Source organism: Pseudoalteromonas sp. AOP7-A1-14, assembly GCF_052376275.1.
Lineage (GTDB): Bacteria > Pseudomonadota > Gammaproteobacteria > Enterobacterales > Alteromonadaceae > Pseudoalteromonas.
Genome location: NZ_JBQSVO010000014.1, coordinates 1 through 20,602 on the forward strand (window position 1 = coordinate 1; position 20,602 = coordinate 20,602).

20 protein-coding genes and 1 pseudogene are annotated in these 20,602 nt (G+C 39.6%); 7 read left to right on the forward strand and 14 right to left on the reverse strand.

Annotated features, from left to right (window positions below; genetic code table 11):
- Positions 1–85 precede the first annotated feature (85 nt).
- Genes trpA through ACT3RM_RS04190 form a run of 6 tightly spaced genes read right to left on the reverse strand, consistent with a single transcriptional unit; the run spans position 86 to position 6,732 of the window.
- On the reverse strand, positions 86–916 hold the full coding sequence (gene trpA / locus ACT3RM_RS04165; RefSeq protein ID WP_441836037.1) for a tryptophan synthase subunit alpha: 831 nt from the start codon (positions 914–916) through the stop codon (positions 86–88).
- Positions 913–2,097: a tryptophan synthase subunit beta gene (gene trpB, locus ACT3RM_RS04170; RefSeq protein ID WP_441836036.1), complete on the reverse strand. Its 1,185-nt coding sequence runs from the start codon at positions 2,095–2,097 to the stop codon at positions 913–915. The genes trpA and trpB overlap by 4 nt, the downstream gene beginning before the upstream one ends.
- 7 nt (positions 2,098–2,104) lie before the next feature.
- Positions 2,105–3,469, reverse strand: a complete 1,365-nt coding sequence (gene trpCF / locus ACT3RM_RS04175; protein ID WP_441836035.1) for a bifunctional indole-3-glycerol-phosphate synthase TrpC/phosphoribosylanthranilate isomerase TrpF — start codon at positions 3,467–3,469, stop codon at positions 2,105–2,107.
- Positions 3,462–4,541 (reverse strand): anthranilate phosphoribosyltransferase, encoded by a 1,080-nt coding sequence (gene trpD, locus ACT3RM_RS04180; RefSeq protein ID WP_441836034.1) that lies wholly within the window; start codon positions 4,539–4,541, stop codon positions 3,462–3,464. Before trpD ends, trpCF begins: the two co-directional genes overlap by 8 nt.
- 11 nt (positions 4,542–4,552) lie before the next feature.
- The gene (locus tag ACT3RM_RS04185; protein WP_441836033.1) at positions 4,553–5,155 is read right to left on the reverse strand and encodes an aminodeoxychorismate/anthranilate synthase component II; all 603 of its coding nucleotides are present in this window, start codon (positions 5,153–5,155) and stop codon (positions 4,553–4,555) included.
- Positions 5,156–5,166: 11 nt separating this feature from the next.
- Entirely contained in the window at positions 5,167–6,732 is a 1,566-nt protein-coding gene (locus ACT3RM_RS04190; RefSeq protein ID WP_441836032.1) for an anthranilate synthase component 1, read from the reverse strand.
- Positions 6,733–7,163: 431 nt separating this feature from the next.
- Here ACT3RM_RS04190 and rnm point away from each other — a divergent pair, with 431 nt between their 5' ends.
- The 5 genes from rnm (at position 7,164) to ACT3RM_RS04215 (ending at position 10,751) form a co-directional block, all read left to right on the forward strand.
- A complete protein-coding gene (gene rnm, locus ACT3RM_RS04195) occupies positions 7,164–8,021 on the forward strand; it encodes an RNase RNM (RefSeq protein ID WP_441836031.1) in 858 nt (285 codons plus the stop codon).
- Entirely contained in the window at positions 8,014–8,634 is a 621-nt protein-coding gene (locus tag ACT3RM_RS04200; RefSeq protein WP_441836030.1) for an L-threonylcarbamoyladenylate synthase, read from the forward strand. Before rnm ends, ACT3RM_RS04200 begins: the two co-directional genes overlap by 8 nt.
- A 5-nt stretch (positions 8,635–8,639) precedes the next feature.
- The gene (locus ACT3RM_RS04205; protein WP_441836029.1) at positions 8,640–9,476 is read left to right on the forward strand and encodes a segregation and condensation protein A; all 837 of its coding nucleotides are present in this window, start codon (positions 8,640–8,642) and stop codon (positions 9,474–9,476) included.
- 140 nt (positions 9,477–9,616) lie between these two features.
- Entirely contained in the window at positions 9,617–10,171 is a 555-nt protein-coding gene (locus ACT3RM_RS04210) for a cytochrome b (protein ID WP_441836028.1), read from the forward strand.
- Position 10,172: 1 nt separating this feature from the next.
- Positions 10,173–10,751, forward strand: coding sequence for a YceI family protein (locus ACT3RM_RS04215; RefSeq protein WP_441836027.1), 579 nt, complete (start codon positions 10,173–10,175; stop codon positions 10,749–10,751).
- A 393-nt stretch (positions 10,752–11,144) separates the two neighbouring features.
- Here ACT3RM_RS04215 and ACT3RM_RS04220 read toward each other — a convergent pair whose 3' ends face one another.
- Positions 11,145–11,312: a hypothetical protein gene (locus tag ACT3RM_RS04220; protein WP_441835015.1), complete on the reverse strand. Its 168-nt coding sequence runs from the start codon at positions 11,310–11,312 to the stop codon at positions 11,145–11,147.
- Positions 11,313–11,860: 548 nt separating this feature from the next.
- On the opposite strand from ACT3RM_RS04220, the gene icd reads away from it, so the two are divergent.
- The gene (icd, locus tag ACT3RM_RS04225; protein ID WP_441835014.1) at positions 11,861–13,135 is read left to right on the forward strand and encodes an NADP-dependent isocitrate dehydrogenase; all 1,275 of its coding nucleotides are present in this window, start codon (positions 11,861–11,863) and stop codon (positions 13,133–13,135) included.
- A 149-nt stretch (positions 13,136–13,284) separates the two neighbouring features.
- Here the strand turns inward: icd and ACT3RM_RS04230 are convergent, their stop codons facing one another.
- The 3 genes from ACT3RM_RS04230 to ACT3RM_RS04240 form a co-directional block, all read right to left on the reverse strand.
- Positions 13,285–13,728, reverse strand: a complete 444-nt coding sequence (locus ACT3RM_RS04230) for a hypothetical protein (RefSeq protein WP_441835016.1) — start codon at positions 13,726–13,728, stop codon at positions 13,285–13,287.
- Positions 13,729–13,921: 193 nt separating this feature from the next.
- Complete coding sequence (locus ACT3RM_RS04235) at positions 13,922–15,085, reverse strand: GGDEF domain-containing protein (RefSeq protein WP_441835013.1); 1,164 nt, start codon at positions 15,083–15,085, stop codon at positions 13,922–13,924.
- A 164-nt stretch (positions 15,086–15,249) separates the two neighbouring features.
- Positions 15,250–16,149, reverse strand: coding sequence for a TIGR01777 family oxidoreductase (locus ACT3RM_RS04240; protein ID WP_441835012.1), 900 nt, complete (start codon positions 16,147–16,149; stop codon positions 15,250–15,252).
- Between the two features lie 185 nt (positions 16,150–16,334).
- On the opposite strand from ACT3RM_RS04240, the gene ACT3RM_RS04245 reads away from it, so the two are divergent.
- The gene (locus ACT3RM_RS04245; protein ID WP_441835011.1) at positions 16,335–17,372 is read left to right on the forward strand and encodes an AI-2E family transporter; all 1,038 of its coding nucleotides are present in this window, start codon (positions 16,335–16,337) and stop codon (positions 17,370–17,372) included.
- 375 nt (positions 17,373–17,747) lie between these two features.
- On the opposite strand, the pseudogene ACT3RM_RS04250 reads toward ACT3RM_RS04245, so the two are convergent.
- The 4 genes and pseudogenes from ACT3RM_RS04250 to ACT3RM_RS04265 all read right to left on the reverse strand — a co-directional run bounded on the left by ACT3RM_RS04250 (position 17,748) and on the right by ACT3RM_RS04265 (position 20,476).
- A pseudogene (locus ACT3RM_RS04250) lies at positions 17,748–19,089 on the reverse strand (ATP-binding protein).
- Complete coding sequence (locus ACT3RM_RS04255; RefSeq protein ID WP_441835010.1) at positions 19,083–19,757, reverse strand: response regulator transcription factor; 675 nt, start codon at positions 19,755–19,757, stop codon at positions 19,083–19,085. The pseudogene ACT3RM_RS04250 and the gene ACT3RM_RS04255 overlap by 7 nt, the downstream one beginning before the upstream one ends.
- A gap of 4 nt (positions 19,758–19,761) precedes the next feature.
- Positions 19,762–20,025, reverse strand: a complete 264-nt coding sequence (locus ACT3RM_RS04260; protein ID WP_441835009.1) for a PepSY domain-containing protein — start codon at positions 20,023–20,025, stop codon at positions 19,762–19,764.
- 148 nt (positions 20,026–20,173) lie between these two features.
- On the reverse strand, positions 20,174–20,476 hold the full coding sequence (locus ACT3RM_RS04265) for a YciI family protein (RefSeq protein ID WP_441835008.1): 303 nt from the start codon (positions 20,474–20,476) through the stop codon (positions 20,174–20,176).
- Positions 20,477–20,602: the final 126 nt, after the last annotated feature.

The window sequence follows — 20,602 nt, forward strand, 5'->3', positions numbered from 1 at the left end:
CATTTAGCGGCTTTTTTATTGGTGTTAACTTACCTGTAAGCGCTAATTTATTTAGCGCTTTTTTAATTGCGAAATGCAAACTATTCTAATCGAGCTGTGTAGCGGCTTTCATCTTTGTAACAAAGGCTTTGAGTTCGCTGAGCATAGCATCACTATTGGTTAAGTTTGCTTCGATAATTTTAACTACGGCAGAGCCTGAAATAGTGCCTGCTGCTCCTGCATTAAGTGCGGCTTTTACATCCACTGGTGTTGATATACCAAAACCTAATAATGCCGGTGCGCTGTGGTACTCTTTTAGCTTAGTAACAATAGATGATGCTGGCATTTGCGCTTTAGTTTCAGTGCCTGTAACGCCTGCGCGTGATAATAAATAAGTATAACCACGGCCATAAGATGCACACTCGCGAAGCGTGTCGTCAGGTGCATTTGGTGTGGCAATGAAAATAGGGTCGATGCCATTATCTTTAGCTGCTTTACGAAACACTTTTGATTCATGTAAAGGCACGTCAGCCACTAAAATAGAGTCAACGCCTGCTGCTTTTGCGCCCTTATAAAATGCCTCAATACCGCGTTTGAATACTAAATTAGAGTAAAGTAATAGCCCGATAGGAATGTCCGCATTGTAGTCACGTACTTGTTTAATAATATCAAAGCAGTCTTCGGTATTAATATTTTCATCAAGGGCACGAATATTAGCCGCTTGAATAACGGGACCATCGGCAATTGGATCTGAATACGGAATTCCTAGTTCTAATGCATCAGCGCCGCCATCAATTAAGCTTTTAATTATTTCTACGCTTAATGCTTTATTAGGATCGCCGATAGTAACAAATGGCACAAATGCGCCTTGGTTTTGCTCTTTTAAGGCTGCAAAGGTTTGTCCGTAACGATCCGTATTTTGAGTCGAATGGCTCATAGCTTGCCTCCTTCAGATAATACGTTGTGAACGTGGGCTAAGTCTTTATCACCACGGCCACTTAAATTAACCACTAAAATGCTTTCTTCGGTTTGTTCCTCGGCATATCTGAGTGCGTAGGCAAGGGCATGGCTTGACTCAAGCGCGGGGATAATCCCTTCTTTTTTAGCAAGTAGCTGAAACGCTTCAAGGGCTTCATCATCAGTAATGCCAACATATTGCGCGCGGCCAGTTTCGTGTAAAAACGCATGTTGCGGGCCTACCGCAGGGTAATCAAGCCCCGCTGATACCGAGTAAGACTCTTCAATTTGGCCGTCGTCATTTTGCATAATGTAGGTATAAGTGCCGTGTAATACACCTTTGGTGCCTTTACATAGCGTTGCGCCGTGCTCTTTAGTATCAAGGCCTTTGCCTGCCGGCTCTACGCCAATAAGCTTAACGCTTGGCTCGTCAATAAAGTCATTAAACATACCAATGGCGTTTGAGCCACCACCGACACAAGCAAGTACCGCATCAGGTAAACGACCTTCAGCTTTTAATACTTGTTGCTTGGCTTCTTCACCAATCATTTTTTGAAACTCACGTACAATCGTTGGAAATGGATGCGGACCTGCTGCGGTGCCTAATAAATAGTGGGCATCTTTATAATTGGCTGACCAATCACGAAGTGCTTCGTTTACTGCATCTTTTAAGGTGCCTGAACCTGCGGTTACGGGGATCACTTCGGCGCCCATCAGCTTCATTCTAAATACATTAGGTTGCTGGCGTTCTACATCTTTAGCGCCCATGTAAACACGACACTTTAAACCTAGTAATGCACAAGCAAGGGCGGTTGCTACACCATGTTGACCTGCGCCCGTTTCAGCAATAACCTGCTTTTTACCCATGCGTTTGGTGAGTAGCGCTTGACCTAACACTTGATTGGTTTTGTGCGCGCCACCGTGGAGTAAATCTTCGCGTTTTAAGTACAGTTTTACTTTTGGGTTTTTAACTAAGTTACGAGTAAGTGTGAGTGGCGTAGGGCGCCCAGCATACTCGTTTAATAGTTTTTCAAATTCAGCTTGAAAGTCAGCATCGGTTTGCGACTTATTAAATTCATTTTCTAACTGCTTCAGTGCAGGAACAAGGAGCTCTGGGACAAACATGCCACCAAACTCACCAAAATAGGCTGGATTATTCATTGTAACCTCAATATTGACGGATGCTTACAAAGGCATCATTTAATTTTTTTGAACACTTTTTACCTGGCGACGTTTCTACCCCAGAATTAAGGTCTAGGCCAAGTGCGCCATGAAAAAGTGCGTCAGGAATATTTATAGGATTAAGCCCGCCAGCGAGCATAAAGCCGGTTGTGGCATCATCAAGCATTGACCAATCAAAGGTTTTACCTGTACCGCCCGCTTGGCTGTCGCTATGGGTGTCGTATAAGTGCCGGTCAACACCATTTACAGGTGATGGTAACGCGTTTTTAATTGCTTGGGCTTTCCAAATTTGACAGCTAGTTGGTAACAGTTTTCGCAAACTTGTAATGTAGTCGTCGTCTTCTTGGCCATGCAATTGCACCGCAGCAAGTTTAAGAGTGTGCGCATATTCACTTACTTGTTCAATTGCAGTGTTTACAAATACGCCAACATAAGCCAATGGTGCACTTTGGGTGATGGTTTTTGCGCAATCTAAATCAATATAGCGAGGCGATTTAGGATGAAAAATTAAACCGCCAAACACAGCCCCGCTGCTATAAGCGGCTTGTGCATCTTGCTTTCGGGTAAGGCCGCAGACTTTGTTTTCACCTAATATAACACTACGACAAGCGCGTTCTAGGTCGCGCTCAGTCATTAATGAGCTGCCAATTAAAAAGCCATCACATAAAGGCGCAAGGCGTTTTACATCTTGATGGGTGTAAATGCCCGACTCAGAAACGACCACTTTATCAATTGGGATCAATTGTCGTAACTTTTCTGTGGTGGCTAAATCGGTGCTTAAATCCCGTAAGTCACGATTATTAATACCAATAATGTTGGCGTTTAGGGTAAGCGCGCGAGTGACTTCTTGTTCGTTACTTACCTCTGTAAGCACAGCCATATTAAGTGATTCAGCAACGCTGCGCAATGTGTTGTATTGTTCATCATCCAATACTGAAAGCATCAGTAAAATAGCATCGCCGCCATAAATACGCGCCATATAAACTTGGTATTCGTCGATGAAAAAATCTTTACAAATAAGCGGCTGCTCTACTTGGCTACGCACAAATTTAAGATAATCAAAACTACCTTGAAAGTATTTTTCATCGGTAAGCACGCTCATACACGTAGCGTACTTTTTATAAACTGAAGTGATCTCGGTTAAATCAAAAGGTTCACGAATAAGCCCTTTAGAAGGTGAGGCCTTTTTACATTCTAAAATAAATTGTGTGCCTTTGGCGGCAAGGGCGCTATAAAAGTCGCGACTAGTCGGTACGGCCTGCTCTTTAAAGTTTGCTAGTGGGCGTTTGGCTTTACGCTCAATGAGCTCTAATTTTTTATCAGCGATTATTTTATCTAATACATTAGCCATTATTTACCTCTACCGCGTTTACTTGTGAATTACTGGCTGTAATGATTGCATTTAACGTGGCTATTGCTTGGCCACTTGCTAATACGTTTTTAACCTGTTCTGCACCGGCTTTCAAATCGCTTACTTGCTGGGTTAAATATAATAATGCCGCCACATTTGCAATAATTGCTGCGTTATGCGCATCACTCCCTTTACCTGCTAAAATCGCTTTGCTAGCACGGGCGTTGTATTCTGGCCCTTCACCGGCTAGTTGTTCAAGTGAATAGTTTGCAAGACCAAAGTCAGCAGGGGTGAGGGTGTACTCTTTAAGCGCGCCATTATTAAGCTCAACCACAGTCGTTTCGCCGTGTAGGGCTATTTCATCAGTACCTGCACCATGTACCACCATCGCGCGTTTAGTGCCTAATGTTTGAAGTGTTTTTGCCATCGGTAAGCAAAGGCTTTTATCGTACACGCCAAGTAGCTGTACTTCAGGTGCGGCAGGATTTGCCAACGGCCCTAAAATATTAAAAATAGTGCGAGTTTTAAGTGCGGTACGCACACCCATCGCATGACGTACGCCGCTGTGATAGTGCGGGGCAAATAAAAACGTAAACCCGGTTTGGCTTAAACACTCACTTGCATGCTCTGGGTTCATATCAATATTAATACCCAGGGCTTTAAGTAAATCGGCTGAGCCTGAATTGCTCGATACGCTACGGTTACCATGTTTAACCATATTAATACCGCAAGCAGCAGCGACAATGGCAGCCGTGGTGCTGATATTAATGGTGTTTGAGCCATCACCACCGGTGCCACAGCTATCACATAGGTTTGTTAGTGTTGTATTAAAGTTTTTGGCATTAGCGCGCATAGAGGCCGCTGCACCTGCTATTTCATCGCTCACTTCGCCTTTTATTTTAAGCGCGATTAATAGCGCTGACAGTTCAATATCAGAGACTTTGCCTTGCATTATTTCAGCAAATAACTGCTGGCTTTGGCTAAAGCTTAATGGTTGCTGAGCTATTAGCTGATTGAGTAAAGTCCCAATATTTGCTATGTCAGCGTTCGTTTCTGGTTGTGTTGCTGGCATACTATTCTCGCTTAATTCGAGTTGGCTAAAAAGTGCATACTTTGCTGTAATAGTGCAGCGCCGTTAGGCGTTAAAATTGACTCGGGATGAAACTGAAAACCTAAGGTGTTATCGCTGTGGTGGTAAATCGCCATAGGAATATCAGCAAACTCGGCTATAACCTCAACGCTTTTAGGTACTTTTGTGGCCATTAATGAGTGATAACGTGCCACTGGCATTTGTTTACCCATACCTGCAAATACAGGGTGGTCGCTAAGCTCAATAAGTGATGATTTACCATGTACGGTTTCCCCTGCATGGCCAATAATACCGCCATAACTTTGGGTTAATGCTTGTTGGCCTAAACAAATGCCTAGCATCGGGAATCGGCCTTTACAAAGCTCAATCAGTGTCATTAAACAGCCTGCATTGCTCGGAGCGCCAGGCCCTGGCGAAAGCACTAAAATAACCGGGCTGGTTTCGTTACACATTTTGTCAAAAATAACCTGTGCATCTATGTTATTACGATATACCACTAAATCGCTTCCCAACATAGAAAGTTCATCGACTAAGTTATAACTAAAAGAATCAAAGTTATCTAAAAAATAGATTTTAATTTTGCTTAAATCTTGCATAGTATTCCTAATTAACCTTGATACGTCGATTGAATTGCGGCGATAACCGCTTGGGCTTTAGCGCGGGTTTCATTGGCTTCTGATTGCGGATCTGAATCAAATACAACGCCGGCACCGGCTTGTACATAAGCAACATTGTTTTTTACAAACGCAGAGCGAATAACAATACAACTGTCCATTACACCATCACCGGTTAAATAACCCACCGCGCCACCGTAACTGCCACGGCGCTTGCCTTCTGTTTGACGAACTAACTCTGCCGCACTGACTTTAGGTGCGCCGACTAAGGTGCCCATGTTCATACAAGCTTGGTAAGCATGCAGGGCGTCAAGTTCAGGCTTTAAGGTGCCAACCACACGTGATACTAAATGCATAACTTGTGAATAACGGTCTACCTTTAATAACTCTTTTGCGTGACGTGTGCCGGGTACGCTAATACGAGCCACATCATTGCGGGCTAAATCAACCAGCATTAAATGCTCGGCGCGTTCTTTTTGGTCGTTACGAAGTTCAAGTTCGATGCGGCTGTCTAAGTCTGGGTTTATTTGTCCGTTGGCAAATTTACCACGCGCACGAGTACCAGCTATCGGATACACTTCTACTTGCTTTGAATCAGGGCAAAATTTAAGGGCTGATTCAGGAGAGGCACCAAATAAAACAAATTCACTGTCGCGCATATAAAACATATAAGGGCTGGGGTTTTGTTTTTTAAGTTGGCTGTAAGCATGTAGTGAATCGGCGCAAGGTAATGAAAACGTGCGTGAAGGCACAACTTGAAAAATATCGCCATCAACAATATTCTTTTTTAGTTTTTCAACTTGCTGACAGTAAGTTTCATCGCTTATATCAACCTTCACTTCGCTTTTACCTGCACAAGGTTTACCGGTGTAATTACTTGCTTGGTCGCATACTGCATTTAAACGTTCGAGTTTTTCACCTATTTCAAAACAATTTGCATGTACGTCTGGACCATTAAATACATTGCCAATTAGCTCAGTGGTTTTCGCTTGGTGATCGATTACAACTAAAGTTTCAGCAAGGTAAAAAACGTAATCTGGGCAGCTATTTTCGCCGTCAGGTACATCGCTTAGCTGTTCAAAATTGGCTACCATGTCATAGGCAAACACACCGCCTAAGAATAACGAAAAAGGGTTGTCGGTAGTGCTAGTGATATTATTTATACAGCTACGTAAAGTGCTAAAAGCATTGTCGGCAATCAGCTTTGAGGCTTCGTCAATATCGCTTGAAATGCCTTGGTAAGTTAAAGTAAGTTGATTACCTTGTTGACTTACTGCGCAATTTTGCAAGTTAGCTTGTAAGTAGGGTAGTAATTGTTGGCCGTTATTTGACTGCGCGGTAATCGTTACTGTTTTACCAGTACAGACAATTTTTAGTGCACTGTCGACCAAAATTAAACTTTTTACGCTATCTTTTGAATCAATTTCAGCTGACTCTAATAGCAGTGAATTGGGCTTATCAAGTAGCCCGTAAAGCGCCAATGGGCTACTTATATAATCGCGTATTTGGGTGATACTGGTTACTTCACCCGGCGTTGTTGTTATATGACTAAATATCAAACCTCATTCCCTCAAAAAAAGTAAACCCCGCAAGCTATGCTGTGCAGGGTTTGAATAACGATACCTATTTTTAGATAAACCATTACCGTCCCGCTATATCAGGCGCCACCACCAACGATGCGTAAGAGTAAGACCGTTATTCATATTTTTTGCCTCAAGCTAAATTAAAAAAAAGATATAAAAAAACCCGCAATAAGCGGGTTTTGAATTTGTTAGACACGACAATTCGTCACCCGATAAATTACGAGTGCCACCACCAGATAGTGTTTTGGATTGAATTAATCATTATTTTAGTTCTTTATGTGTCTTAAGTGGATACAGTAAACCGTACTAACACCTTAAGTGTCAAGTGTTTATTTAAAACATTTTAGTTAAAATTTTTGTTATACTTAATAACAACTTTGTACATTTACGATGAGCAGTATTCTCTTTTGATAAAATACGATTTACATAGCCACACCACTCACTCAGACGGACAATTAACTGTTGAGCAATTATTGTTGCGTGCGGTTGATAAAAACATCGATGTATTTGCCATTACTGATCACGATACGGTTGCGGCTATAAAGCCCGCTAAAGCTTTTATTAAAGAAGAGGCTCTACCGCTTACCTTGATTAGCGGTGTTGAAATATCTACTAAATGGGAAAGCTTTGAAATTCATATTGTTGGTTTAAATGTTGACTCCGAGCAACAATCATTGCAATTATTATTGCAACAGCAACAACAAAAACGTGCCGATCGAGCCAAGGAAATAGGCCGCCGCCTTGAAAAAAAAGGTTTTGATGGTATTTATGAGCAAACAGCGGAACTTGCTGCTGATGCACAAATTACCCGTGCTCATTATGCCAGAGCACTTATTGCGCGCGGCGTGGCAAGTACTATACCCGGTGTATTTAAAAAGTATTTGGGGCGCGGAAAAACCGGCTATGTACCAAGTACATGGTGTGATATGCAAACGGCCATCACGGCCATTCATCAAGCTGGTGGGGTGGCCGTTATTGCGCACCCAGGGCGCTATCAGATGTCTAATAAATGGTTACGTAAGTTATTGGCACAGTTTAAAGAAGCTGGAGGTGATGCTATGGAAGTAGCACAGCCGCAACAGGCGCCGAGCGAAAGACAGTTTTTAGGTCAACTAAGCCGAGAATTTGATCTATTATGCTCACAAGGTTCTGACTTTCATTTTCCTACCAGTTGGTTGGAGCTTGGCAAAAATTTATACTTACCTAAGGACTGCCAAGGTGTTTGGCAATCTTGGGAAGGGCAACAAGGAGATGAAAATGAGTGATTTTTTATATATTCATCCTGATAATCCACAGCCACGTTTAATAAATCAAGCGGTTGCTATTATCGAAAAAGGTGGAGTTGTGGTTTATCCAACTGACTCTGGTTATGCCATTGGATGTAGCTTAGGTAACAAACAAGCAAAAGAACGTATTGAACGTATTCGTGGTATTGAAAAACATCATAATTTTACTTTAGTGTGCCGTGATTTATCTGAGCTTTCAACCTATGCACGGGTTGATAATCAGTTATTTAGGCTAATTAAAAATAACACACCTGGGCCTTATACGTTTATTTTTAAAGGTACTAAAGAGGTACCTAAAAGATTATTAAACGATAAAAAGAAAACTATTGGTATCCGCGTAATAGAGCACCCAATTACTTGTGCGTTGCTTGCTGAATTAGGTGAACCGATAATGTCGTGTTCACTAATTTTACCGGGCGAGCAATTTACCGAGTCAGATCCAGATGATATTCGCGACCGAATTGGTAACCAAGTTGACTTAATTATTCATGGTGGACACTTAGCTGAGCAAGCCACGACGGTAGTTGACTTATCTGAAGATGACATACAAATATTACGTGTCGGTTGCGGTGATACATCACCCTTTGAGTAGATTTAATGTCGCAGAGCAACAATGAAGCAACAACGTTAAATGAGCCAGTACAGCAAAAGCTGCCACTGGCTTTTTTGCATGGTAAAGCGGTTATAGATAAGCCTGAAGACTTATATATTCCACCTGATGCTCTTAAAGTGATCCTCGAAACTTTTGAAGGCCCGCTTGATTTATTACTTTATCTAATTAAAAAGCACAGACTGGATATTTTAGAGCTGTCTATTTTTAGCATTACCGAGCAATATATGGGTTATGTCGAACTGATGACCGAGTTTCAGCTAGAACTCGCTGGTGAGTATTTAGTGATGGCCGCTTTACTTGCACAAATTAAGTCGCGATTGTTGTTACCAAAACATGAAGAGCTTGAAGAAGAGGAGGACCCTCGTGCAGAGCTTATCCGGCGACTACAAGAGTACGAACAATTTAAAAAAGCGGCAGAAAATCTCGACGAAATTCCTCGTGTAGGACGCGATATTCAATTAGCGAAAGCACAAATGCCAGAGCAAAGTGAGCAAGCTCAGATATTACCCGATGTAGAGCTCAAAGACTTACTAGTGGCACTTAGTGATGTTATGGCAAGAGCTAAAACTTTTGAGCATCATCAAATAACTGCAGAAGCGCTTTCTACTCGTGAACGCATGAGTTTAATATTACAAAAGCTTTCACAAACGGGTTCGCAACTGCCATTTAGTGAGTTATTTACTTTTAATGAAGGACGCAGCGGTGTAGTTGTAAGTTTTGTTGCTATGCTTGAGCTGATCAAAGAAAACCTGGTTAGTTGTTTTCAAACCGAGCCGGGCAGTCAACTGTATGTAAATTTAGTTGAGCATGAAAGTGATTAGGCTTATTAAACTTTAACTGTTTAGCTTTAGGTTAGTGAAATACTTTGTGTTTATATGCACATAAGTTGTTTGTTAAATGCTATTTTATTTTCATTGGGCACGCGATATTGTTGTTTTAATGATGTTTAGGATTAATGAAGATGTTTAAAAATACGCGCACTGGTTATGGCTGGGTAGCAATTACCTTGCATTGGCTAATGGCTGTCATGGTGGTTGGCTTATTCGGCCTTGGCTTATATATGGTTGAACTTACTTATTATGACAGTTGGTATCGTGGTTCGATGGATTTACATAAAAGTATTGGTATCACCCTAGTAATATTACTGATATTTAGATTTTTTTGGCGGGTACTGGGCACTAACCCAGAACCGGTTTCAGGTGGCAGTACTAGGCTCAATAAAGTAGCAAAGACGGCACATGTCTTATTATATATTTTACTGTGTATTATAGTTGTAGCAGGTTACATGATTTCTACTGCTGATGGTCGCTCGATTGAAGTATTCAGCTTATTTAGTATTCCAGCAATTGACTTTAGCATTGCAGAGCAGGCAGATATTGCTGGTGAATTTCATTATTATACGGCCTGTACGCTAATTGGTTTAGTGCTTTTACATGCGTTTGGGGCGTTTAAACACCATTTTATTGATAAAGATAAAACCTTAGTTCGAATGATCAAACCTATAAAGGAAGATTAAAATGAAAAAGTTATTAGTTTCTGCTGCTGTTGCAGCTACATTATTTGGTGCAAGCGCGGCGCAGGCTGCTGATTATGTTATTGATACAAAAGGTGCTCATGCCTTTGTTAACTTTAAAATTAAGCATTTAGGTTATAGCTGGTTACATGGCCGTTTTAATACCTTTGATGGTGAGTTTAGCTATGATGCAAAAAAACCTGATGCATCACAAATAGTAGTAAATATTGATACTAAAAGTATTGATTCAAACCATGCTGAGCGTGATAAACATTTACGTGGCGATGACTTTTTAAATGTAGATAAATTTCCTAAAGCATCATTTAAAAGTACTTCAATTAAATTTGAAGATGACGGTGAAGAGGCTGATGTGACCGGCGAGTTTACTTTACATGGTGTTACAAAAACGATTACCTTTGAAATTGAAAAAATCGGTGAAGGTAAAGATCCATGGGGAGGGACCCGTGTCGGCTTTGAGGGGGAAACAAGTTTAAAACTCGCTGATTACGATATTGATTATGATTTAGGCCCAGCTTCAACGCATGTAGATATTGGACTATTTATTGAAGGGATACGTAAATAAGAGTCTATAAATAGATAATTAGATTTTATATCAAAAGCCACACATACATTGTGTGGCTTTTTTGTAGCTCAGTTGGGTAATGAACACGTAATGACTGTGTTTAATCTCGTTTAAGTTGCTTAGCAAGCGCTTCGGGAATCGCAAAAGGAGATGATAAACCTATGGTTGAAAACTCTTTGCTAAAAACAATGTGGTCTTTTGTTGTTTGTTTTTATAAAGCGAAAACATAAATTAATGCTTAAACTGATTGGAAAGCTCGTAAGCAAGTAGGACTTGGAAAAGTTGTGTTAAAGCTATAATGACTCATAAATTCAGTGTGGCAGAAAACCGAGGATTAAAAAGCAAACCGCCAGCAAGTAGCTGGCGAATTATTATATGATGAGATAAATCAACTTAATTTGATTTTAGCCATTTAACAAATAGGCGTGCATCACTTGCTTTACTAAATAAGGCATTTTTTAAGCCTTGCGTATCAGAAAATATAACACGTTGTTTATTTACTGAAATTGATTGCACTGGATGGGCAATCTGGATCATCGATCCGTTATAACTATAAGACATAATAAAACTCACTTTTTTCTTGTTATCAATTATGTTGCCATTACTTTTGTGGCGCTAATACATAATTAGATGACCGTGTTGTGTTTAGCTTCATTACAGTGTTGACGATCTTTATGACATTTATGCGACTATATATAAAAAATATATGTCGTAGTCTGAGTTGGGGTTCTCGCCGTTACAATAATTTAGCTTTAGATATACGTTTGTGCGGGCTTACTGGATCAGGGTAAAGAGGTTAACCGCGAGGTTTTTTAAAACCAAGCAAGTACTATAATTGTAATTCATAAAATAAGCAAGGTTTTTATTCTTGCTTTGATAAAATAAATGATGCTTTATTTTGGCCTTATTTATCAATAGTTGATAAACCTTCAATACTTTGTACATTTTTAATAAGTAGGCTGGCTTAAACAGTTAATATAGGGAGTTTAACATTAAGTTCGGATATGTATTTATACGTTGAATAGCAAGTATAGCGGGATACACAAAGACAAATTAGCACAGCCATGCTTTAATAAATCTCATGTCAAATAAAGTGGGTTTTATCAGTCATGCAATATCAACATATCACTATACCGCCAAAAGGCGAAGCAATCACTATCGACGATAATGGGCAATGGTCTATTCCGTTAGAGCCTATTATTGCTTATATAGAAGGGGATGGTGTGGGGGAGGATATCACCCCTATGATGCTAAAAGTGGTTAATGCGGCTGTTTTAACCTGCTATCAAACTTCGCGTAAAATCCATTGGATGCAAATATATAATGGTGAAAAAGCGGCACAATTATATGACGGTGATTGGTTTCCTCAAGAAACTATTCATGCTGTTAGGCAGTTCAAAATTGCTATAAAAGGACCGTTAACGACACCGGTAGGTGGCGGTTTTCGTTCTTTAAATGTAGCGCTTCGCCAAGAGATGGATTTGTTTGTGAATATGCGTCCTATTAGAGGATATGCAAACTTACCTTCGCCACTTAAAAAACCTGAAAATACTAATATTGTAGTCTTTCGTGACAGCTCGGAAGATATTTACTCCGGTGTTGAATGGCAGGCGGGAAGTGTTGAGGCTGAAAAAGTATTGGATTTTTTGTGTCATGATATGGGAGTCACACGGCTACGTTTTGATACTCAATGTGGCATTGGCATTAAAAATATTTCTAAAGAAGGTGCTTCGCGGCTAATGCGCTACGCGCTTAACTACTCACTCAAACATAAAAGTGACTCATTAACCTTAGTACATAAAGGTAATGTATTAAAATTTACTGATGGAGCATTTAAACGCTGGGGCTTTGAAGTTGCTAAAACCGAATTCGGGGCAGTTGAGCATGCGAATGGGCGATGGCTGCAAATAGCAAGAGAAGGTCAAGATCCGCTGATAATAAAAGAAGTCATTGCTGATAATATGCTACAACAAGCGCTTATGACACCAGAGCATTTTGATGTTGTGGTAACAACAAATCAAAATGGTGATTATTTAGCGGATATGCTTACCGCGCAAGTGGGTGGCATAGGTATATTACCTGCGGCTAACTTAAATCAAGAAGTTGCTTTTTTTGAGCCAACTCATGGTACTTTTTCACGCATAGCGGGAGAAAATATGGCGAATCCCAGTAGCAGTATTTTAAGTGCTGTGATGATGTTACGCTTTATGGGTTGGCACGATGCTGCAGACTGTATTGAGTGTGCGTTAGAGCAAACATTAGAGGCGGGTGAGTTGACTTTTGATTTACACGAAAACCAGGCAAGCTTGGAAAATGATCACCCGAAAGTTTTTAGCTGTAGCGAATTTGCAGATAAAATTATTGAACGCTTACAAACTCCATAACTAGAGACGATTTACTTTAACCTTCACGGGACTAAGCAAGGAGCATGAACTGGAAGCTGTAGTTTTGCTCTATTTTTACTTAGCCCATAAGGTTAAAACTTCGCACTGCGATTAAATCATCTCTAGTTTGAAAGTCCTCAAAGGTCACTCTAGGCTGCATTTGTATTTAATTTTTCGCGGTATACGTTTTCACGTTGACATAACTGTGCTGCACGTTGATATATCGCTTGTGCGCCTGGTTCGTCATTAAATGTACCGCTTAAAGTATCAATTAGGCTTACTACAATAATAGCCGGAACTTGGCAGCAGTATTCATCTAGAACTGCGTCCGTAGTTTGTGCATCAACATGACACAATGGATGCTTTTTCTCAGATTGATAAGCATAAAGTAGTGCCTGTGCATCTAGAGTGTCATTATTTTGATGTTTGTTCTTACGGCATTGGCAACCAAATTCGTCAACCAAAGTTGCTAGCGTTTGATACACGTCATCGCAAGCAATTTTATCTGATTTACACAGTTGCTCCTCGATAAACGTATGTAGTTTCCCATAAATGAATAAACCATCTTGTTGTGTGAAGTGTGTAGTTGGCATCATAATCGCCTCTTCTGTCTGTTGGTAAAGTTATAAGTATTAAACTGAATAATTGGTACAGCTTCACTCTAGCTCGCTAGATACTATTTATGAAATTGTTGCTTTCAATAATAGATATTAATTTAATCAATAAAGTTAAAATTAGTAGTAGAAATACAAATTTAAGTATAGAAAAAACATCTGGCAGAGGTAATTATAATTGGATGAGTAAACTTTTTTCGTCTTGGATAACTACTTTGTCACGACCGGTCTTTTTGGCAATGTATAGACAACGATCGGCACTTTTCAGCAATTCATTAATGCTTAGAGTGCCATCTTGGGAGCAGCTCACTCCAACACTGATAGAGAGGTGTATCTTAAAGTGTTGGCAGTGTAGAGGGAGTTTTCGAATACATTCGTGAAGCTTTTCAGCATTTTGTTTTGCTTCGATAAGCGTGTGGTTAGGTAAAATAATAGCGAACTCTTCTCCGCCAATACGCGCGCAAACCCCAATATCAGAGAATAGCGCTTTTATATGTTGAGAAATCCATTGTATAGCCGAGTCGCCAATACTATGTCCGTACTTATCGTTGACACTTTTAAAGTAATCAATATCTACCATGATCATGCTTATTGGCTTGTTATGTTTTATCACCTCTTGACGCAATTCTTCTCCTTTTATAAATAAACCACGGCGGTTTAATAACGTACTTAATAAATCTTGGTTGGCTAAATCTCGAAGTTTAGCTTCATCATCAGCAAACATAATAAAAGGCAGTAGAAATGAGCAGACAGTGGTTAGGATCAAGTGATTAATTAAAATAGTATTAAGTGTTTGAGAACTAACAGGGGGGGTGTAACCATAAATGTTGAGTAGCAGCAAAGCCCCTTGGTAGAGCATTATAAAGCCATGGCTGATAAAGCAAGCGGTGAGGATTTTTTGATGAATAGCTACATTACTTTGCAACTTATGAATGAGATATGCTGAATATAAAAATAAAAAACCAATAATAAGGCTGGTAACAAGTTGTCCAGCGGGGTGAGTATATATGGGTATCAGAGTTATCGCACTGATACCAAATAAAGCTAACATTGGCTGTTGAGCGTTTTTTTTACTCGGCGATATTCTTTCAATGCCTGTGGTGACAAGTATGGGGGATGCAATTATAGCTAAGCTAGCAAGGTAATGAGTTATAAATGGGCTATCAATTACAATACGTAAACTAGTTAGTATTTCTGCACTTGCAAACAGCGCACAGGCTGTAGCGAAGCATAAATAGTATGATTGTTTTTTATAATGATAAGCTGTAAAAAAAAAGCAGCTGATCAATATATTAAGCAGTAAAGATATCCCTATAACTGTTGGTAAATGTAGCATTTGCTATCTCTTGCTGCTCAGTATTGCATTGTATAGTTCAATAATTTTAACTTACTTTAGTGCTATTCACCAGTTGGTAAATAGCAAGTTAGTATTGGTTTTAACTAAGTCAAAATGTGAGCATAGTATTGGCATACTAATTTAACAGTTTAATTATACTTAACTCATTGTTTATTAATAATGTTATTGAGAGCCTCTGGTAAATCAGGGTATCTAAAATTGTATCCATGGTTGAGTTGTTTAGTTGGTTTTACATATTGCCCATAAATGAGTAATTCAGCCATTTCTCCCATTGTGAGATTCAAAAACCATACTGGTACAGTGAGTTTAACGGGGCGATTCAGTACTTTACCTAGCTGGTGGCTAAATTCTTTATTGCTAACTGGGTTTGGCGACGTCGCATTAATAATACCGTCTAGAGCTTCATTTTCTATTACAAAGTTAATAAGTGCCACCATATCGTCAATATGCACCCATGACATACCTTGGTTGCCATCGCCAATAGCTCCACCTAGAGCAAACTTAAACGCAGGCTGCATCTTGCTTAAAGCACCTTGGTGTTTATCAAGTACAATACCGGTTCGTAATAGACATACACGGGTATTACTTGATTGAGCTTGTTGTGCCGCTTGCTCCCACTTTAGACAAAGCTGGTGGCTAAATTCATCATGAACGTCTGTGTAACTTTCATCGATAGCGCGAGTTGATTGTCGTCCATAATAACCGATTGCGCTGCCTGAAATAAACACAGAAGGAGGGGTTTCAGCTTGATTTATTGCGCAACTAAGCTGTTTAGTTAACTTTATACGGCTGTTGCTAATTAATGCCTTTTGTTTATCAGTCCAACGTTTATTGGCTATGGGCTCACCGGCCAAATTAATCACACAATCAAGAGCATTAAAATCAATATCATTCACTTTACTCACGACCTTAATGTCTGTCCCTAATATTTGTTGAGCTTTAGATGGTGTGCGTGTGAGTACATAGATCTGATGTTGCGACTTTAAAAGCCCGCAAAGGTGCTTCCCAATAAGTCCTGTTCCGCCAGTGATTAAAACATTCATTAGTGATCCTACTTAAATTGGCTGATTATTTAACTATACAATACTTATACGAAGAGTTGATGAATATGATCACAATGCTCTTTTGCTTTGCGCGCGGATCTCAAATATATAGGGATAGTAAACGTTTTATTTTATTGGGAATTCACATACACTTAGTAAAGTTTTTGGTTAATAAGGATAAGAGCTTGTCAGGTTTAACAGGAGTTAATAGAAGTTTAGTTATATTTGCGACGTTAGTGATTGTATTAGCGGGCATTAAATCGGCGAGTATGATTATAGTTCCATTTGTTTTGGCTGCATTTATTGCCATAATTTGTAATCCTTTATTGCAGTTTTTTGGTCGCTACCGTATTCCAAGAGGGATAGCCATCATATTAGTTATATTGATGATGGTCGGTATTGGTATTAGTTTAGGTAGTTTAGTAGGGCAGTCACTGAATGACTTTTCTAAGCAGTTGCCAGAGTACAAAGAAAAGCTGCAAACTGAATTTGTGTGGTTGGTTGATATTGCAGCAGGATATAATATCATCGTCAACAAAGAGCAACTTCTTGCAATGTTTGATCCCGGTAAAATAGTTGATTTAGCTACTGATATGCTCACCGGTCTTGGCGGTGTAATGGCTAATTTATTTTTGATTATTCTAACCGTTGTATTCATGTTATTTGAAGGGCCAACACTTGGCCATAAAATACACATAGCACTGGATGATCCTGATAGTAAAATGCAGCAAATTAACCGCTTTTTAAATTCTATTAATTCATACCTTGCCATTAAAACTTTAGTTAGCGTAGGCACTGGTATTTTTGCTAGTTTTTTATTGTGGATACTTAATGTTGATTACTTTGTGCTGTGGGGAGTTATCGCTTTTATGCTTAACTATATACCCAATATTGGCTCTATGATCGCGGCGATACCACCGATGTTGCTTGCACTAGTTACGCAAGGGCCCTTAAGCGCGGGGCTAGTCGGAGCTGGATATATGGTGATCAACACTGTGATGGGCAATATTGTTGAGCCTAAGTTTATGGGTAAGGGTTTAGGGTTATCAACATTGGTGGTATTTTCATCATTAATTTTTTGGGGGTGGTTGCTCGGTGCAGTTGGCATGCTGTTGTCGGTTCCTTTGACCATGATTGTTAAGATTGGTCTTGAAACGAGCCAAGAAGGGCGTTGGCTTGCAATTCTGTTAGGTAACGGTGAAGAAATACAGCAGTCTAAATAGCCTCTTGTAATAACTCAATATGTTGTTCTAACATAATTATCTCATACGGCTTATAAGTAGCTTTGGTGGCGTTTGGCATTTTATGCAAGTAACGTCACCGACAGCCTCCCTCTAAAAACTGGCTTTGACTAATTAAGCTACGTTTAAAAATAGGTAATAACTGACTGTTGCCAGTTTCTGTTCAAGTTTATTTAAATCTAAGGTTAACTTATTGATCCACATTGTTTGGTTGCACTATAAGGCTGCAATCTTCTCAATTAAACAACCTATATAGTTTTTTACTCCTGGGGGGCGCTATCTTTTGGTATACATTCATTAGCTTTAGCGTAGCTTAAAGTATTTAGCCATAACAATGGAGTACTACACAGTAATGCTTTATTTTTTGTTATGGTAATTTAAACTCTAAGCTAAATAACGCACCAGCTAACTGTTCGCTATCACTAATAGTTAGGCTTCCATGATAAGATTTTACTAAATCAGACACGATCGCCATTCCCACACCGTGACCACTTTCATAGGTATCCAAACGTGTGCCTCTGGTTAGTAATGAGTCACGCTTATCTTCAGGTACACCAGGGCCATCATCATTAATATTTATAACGAGCTTTTTGTTTTTTTGTATTACATTAATACTGACCTGTGAGCGACATGCTTTACAAGCATTATCGATAAGATTACCAAGTAGCTCCATTAAGTCGGTTTTATCACCTAAAAAGAAGGCTTTCTCACTTACTTGGCAATCAAAAATGATATCTTTATCACGATAAACTTTGTTCATAGCGCTTAAAATAGAGTCAAGTAGAGGTTTGATAATTGTTTGCTTTTTCCAGGTGTCAGATGCGCCCGTAGCAGCACGCTTGAGCTGATGCTCGATCATCACATTAATGCGATCTAATTGTTCTTGTGCATCGATATCGTTAGCAAGGGGACTTGATTTTAATACAGCTAGTGGGGTTTTTAATGCATGAGCAAGATCACTTAATGAAGCACGATACCGCTCTTTTTGTCTTTGCTGTGATTCAAGTAATAAGTTTAAGTCAGCTTTTATTGTCTGTAACTCTACAGGGTACAGACCTTTTATTTGTTGGTTGTCACCAGATTCAATTGCTTTAATTTCTTTATCAAGACGCTGTAAAGGCCGAGCACTCCAGATAAATCCAATAGCAATAAGTGCTGCAATGGCAAAACCCATAACAAACATCCAGTTTACGAGTGTTCGTCTAAAGCCGTCCATTAACCTTAACAAGGCGTCGTTTCGCTTTAGTAAAATAAACCGTGCTTGTTCAGACTGATTTATATTATTCAAAATCACCGTAAAGCTAAGCTGCCAGTATATGGTGTCTTTATACGATACACGGCGAAAGTCAGCAGAGCCAGCGCGAGGTTCTACGTACTCTGGCACAATATTAACGTTAACAGCTGATTCAGAGTGCCAAACCGCTTGTTTATCGCGGTATATCATTGCGTAAGTGTCGGAGTTGAGTCTATTAAGTTCTGGCGCCAAAATAGTACTTGGCATGACAATCCCACGCTCTGTAAAATCAACTTCAGAAATCAGTGAGTAAAGGTGCGCTTCGAGGGTTTTTTCAGTGGCTTCAACCAGTGAAGCGTAATAGGCTTTTCCGATTGAAAAAAACAGAATAGGTAAAGCAACTAATAAAACAAAGACAAGGATAAATCCTTGCCTTACTTTTAACGGAATTTGCGATACTACCACTGGCTTTTAAGCCTGTAACCACGGCCACGTAATGTTTCAACCGGGTTAAGTATGCCTTCTGGATCAAGTTTTTTACGTAAGCGTAGTACAAATACTTCAATTACATTTGAGTCTAAGTCAAAGTCCTGGTCATAAATATGCTCAGTTAATTCTGATTTAGAAATCACTTTTTGCGGATTAACCATTAAATACTCAAGTACTTTGTACTCGTAAGCCGTTAAGCTTAGTTCTTTATCATCCACCCATACTTGCTGCGAACGAGTGTGAATCTTTATTGGTCCTGCGGTCATTTCAGGGTTTGCTTTGCCGGCGCTTCTACGAATAAGTGCATTACAGCGAGCAATAAGTTCTTCAACATGGAATGGTTTGGTTAGGTAATCGTCAGCACCAGCATCGAGACCTTCAACTTTATCTTGCCAGCGGTCACGTGCAGTAAGTATTAAAATCGGGATAGTAACCCCTTGCGCACGAGCTTTATTAATTAGCTCAATACCGTCAACTTTAGGCAACCCTAAATCTACAACAGCCATATCGAGCGGGTATTCAGTAATATGAAACAAACCAGCTTCGCCATCGTGACATAAGTCAACACTATAGCGTTCTTTTTCAAGGGCATTGCGCAGGTTATCTGCTAAGTGTAAATCATCTTCAATTACTAAAATTCGCATTAATTTAATCCTTTTTCACTTTGCCGGTTTTTTTGTTTATATGGACATCAATAACATGTCCATCGGTCTTTAAAATTCGTACGGTATAAACGTTGGTTTGTTCAGTAATTTTTAGGGTTTTGCCATGCTGGCTTCCTTTGGCAAGCTCAACAGCTTGTTTTTTACTTACTTCAGCTTTTTGTACTGATTGATTAGCGTATACATTATTTAAAGCTGTGCTTAAAAATAAAATGCTAGTCGCTATGCTGAGTGTAAATAATATACGCATAATGAAAAAACTCCTAAACCTGACACTACTAATAGTTTAATGAACCTGTTAGCTAAAACTCAAGTAAAAGCTACCAATAACATAATTCACTTAAACTAAATGTTAATTAATCTCTAGTGAACAAGCCCTTAATAGCATCTTGGAGGACTTAATTAGGGAACACTTTTTTATAAGGTTTGACGACTGAGTTGTCGTACACACAAGCGCTGATGTAAGGGTCTTGACCAGCCCATTCACGAGCAGCCTCGAGTGAGTCAAATTCAGCAATCACTAAAGAACCTGTAAATCCGGCTTCACCAGGGTCATTACTATCTACCGCTGGTAATGGCCCCGCAGTGAGTAATCGTCCTTGTTGATCAAGCTCTTGTAAACGAGCCAAGTGAGCAGGGCGAGCACTTTGTCGTGCAGCAAGACTATTAGGCACGTCAGTTGAATAAATGGCATATAACATTGTTTTAATCTCTTACAGTTTTTTTGATGGTAGCACAGCTATGACTTTTATACCCAAACCCCATTGAAATACTGAGCTCTTCACCTTGAAGTCGCTTGGATATAGGTGCCGATATAAATTTACACT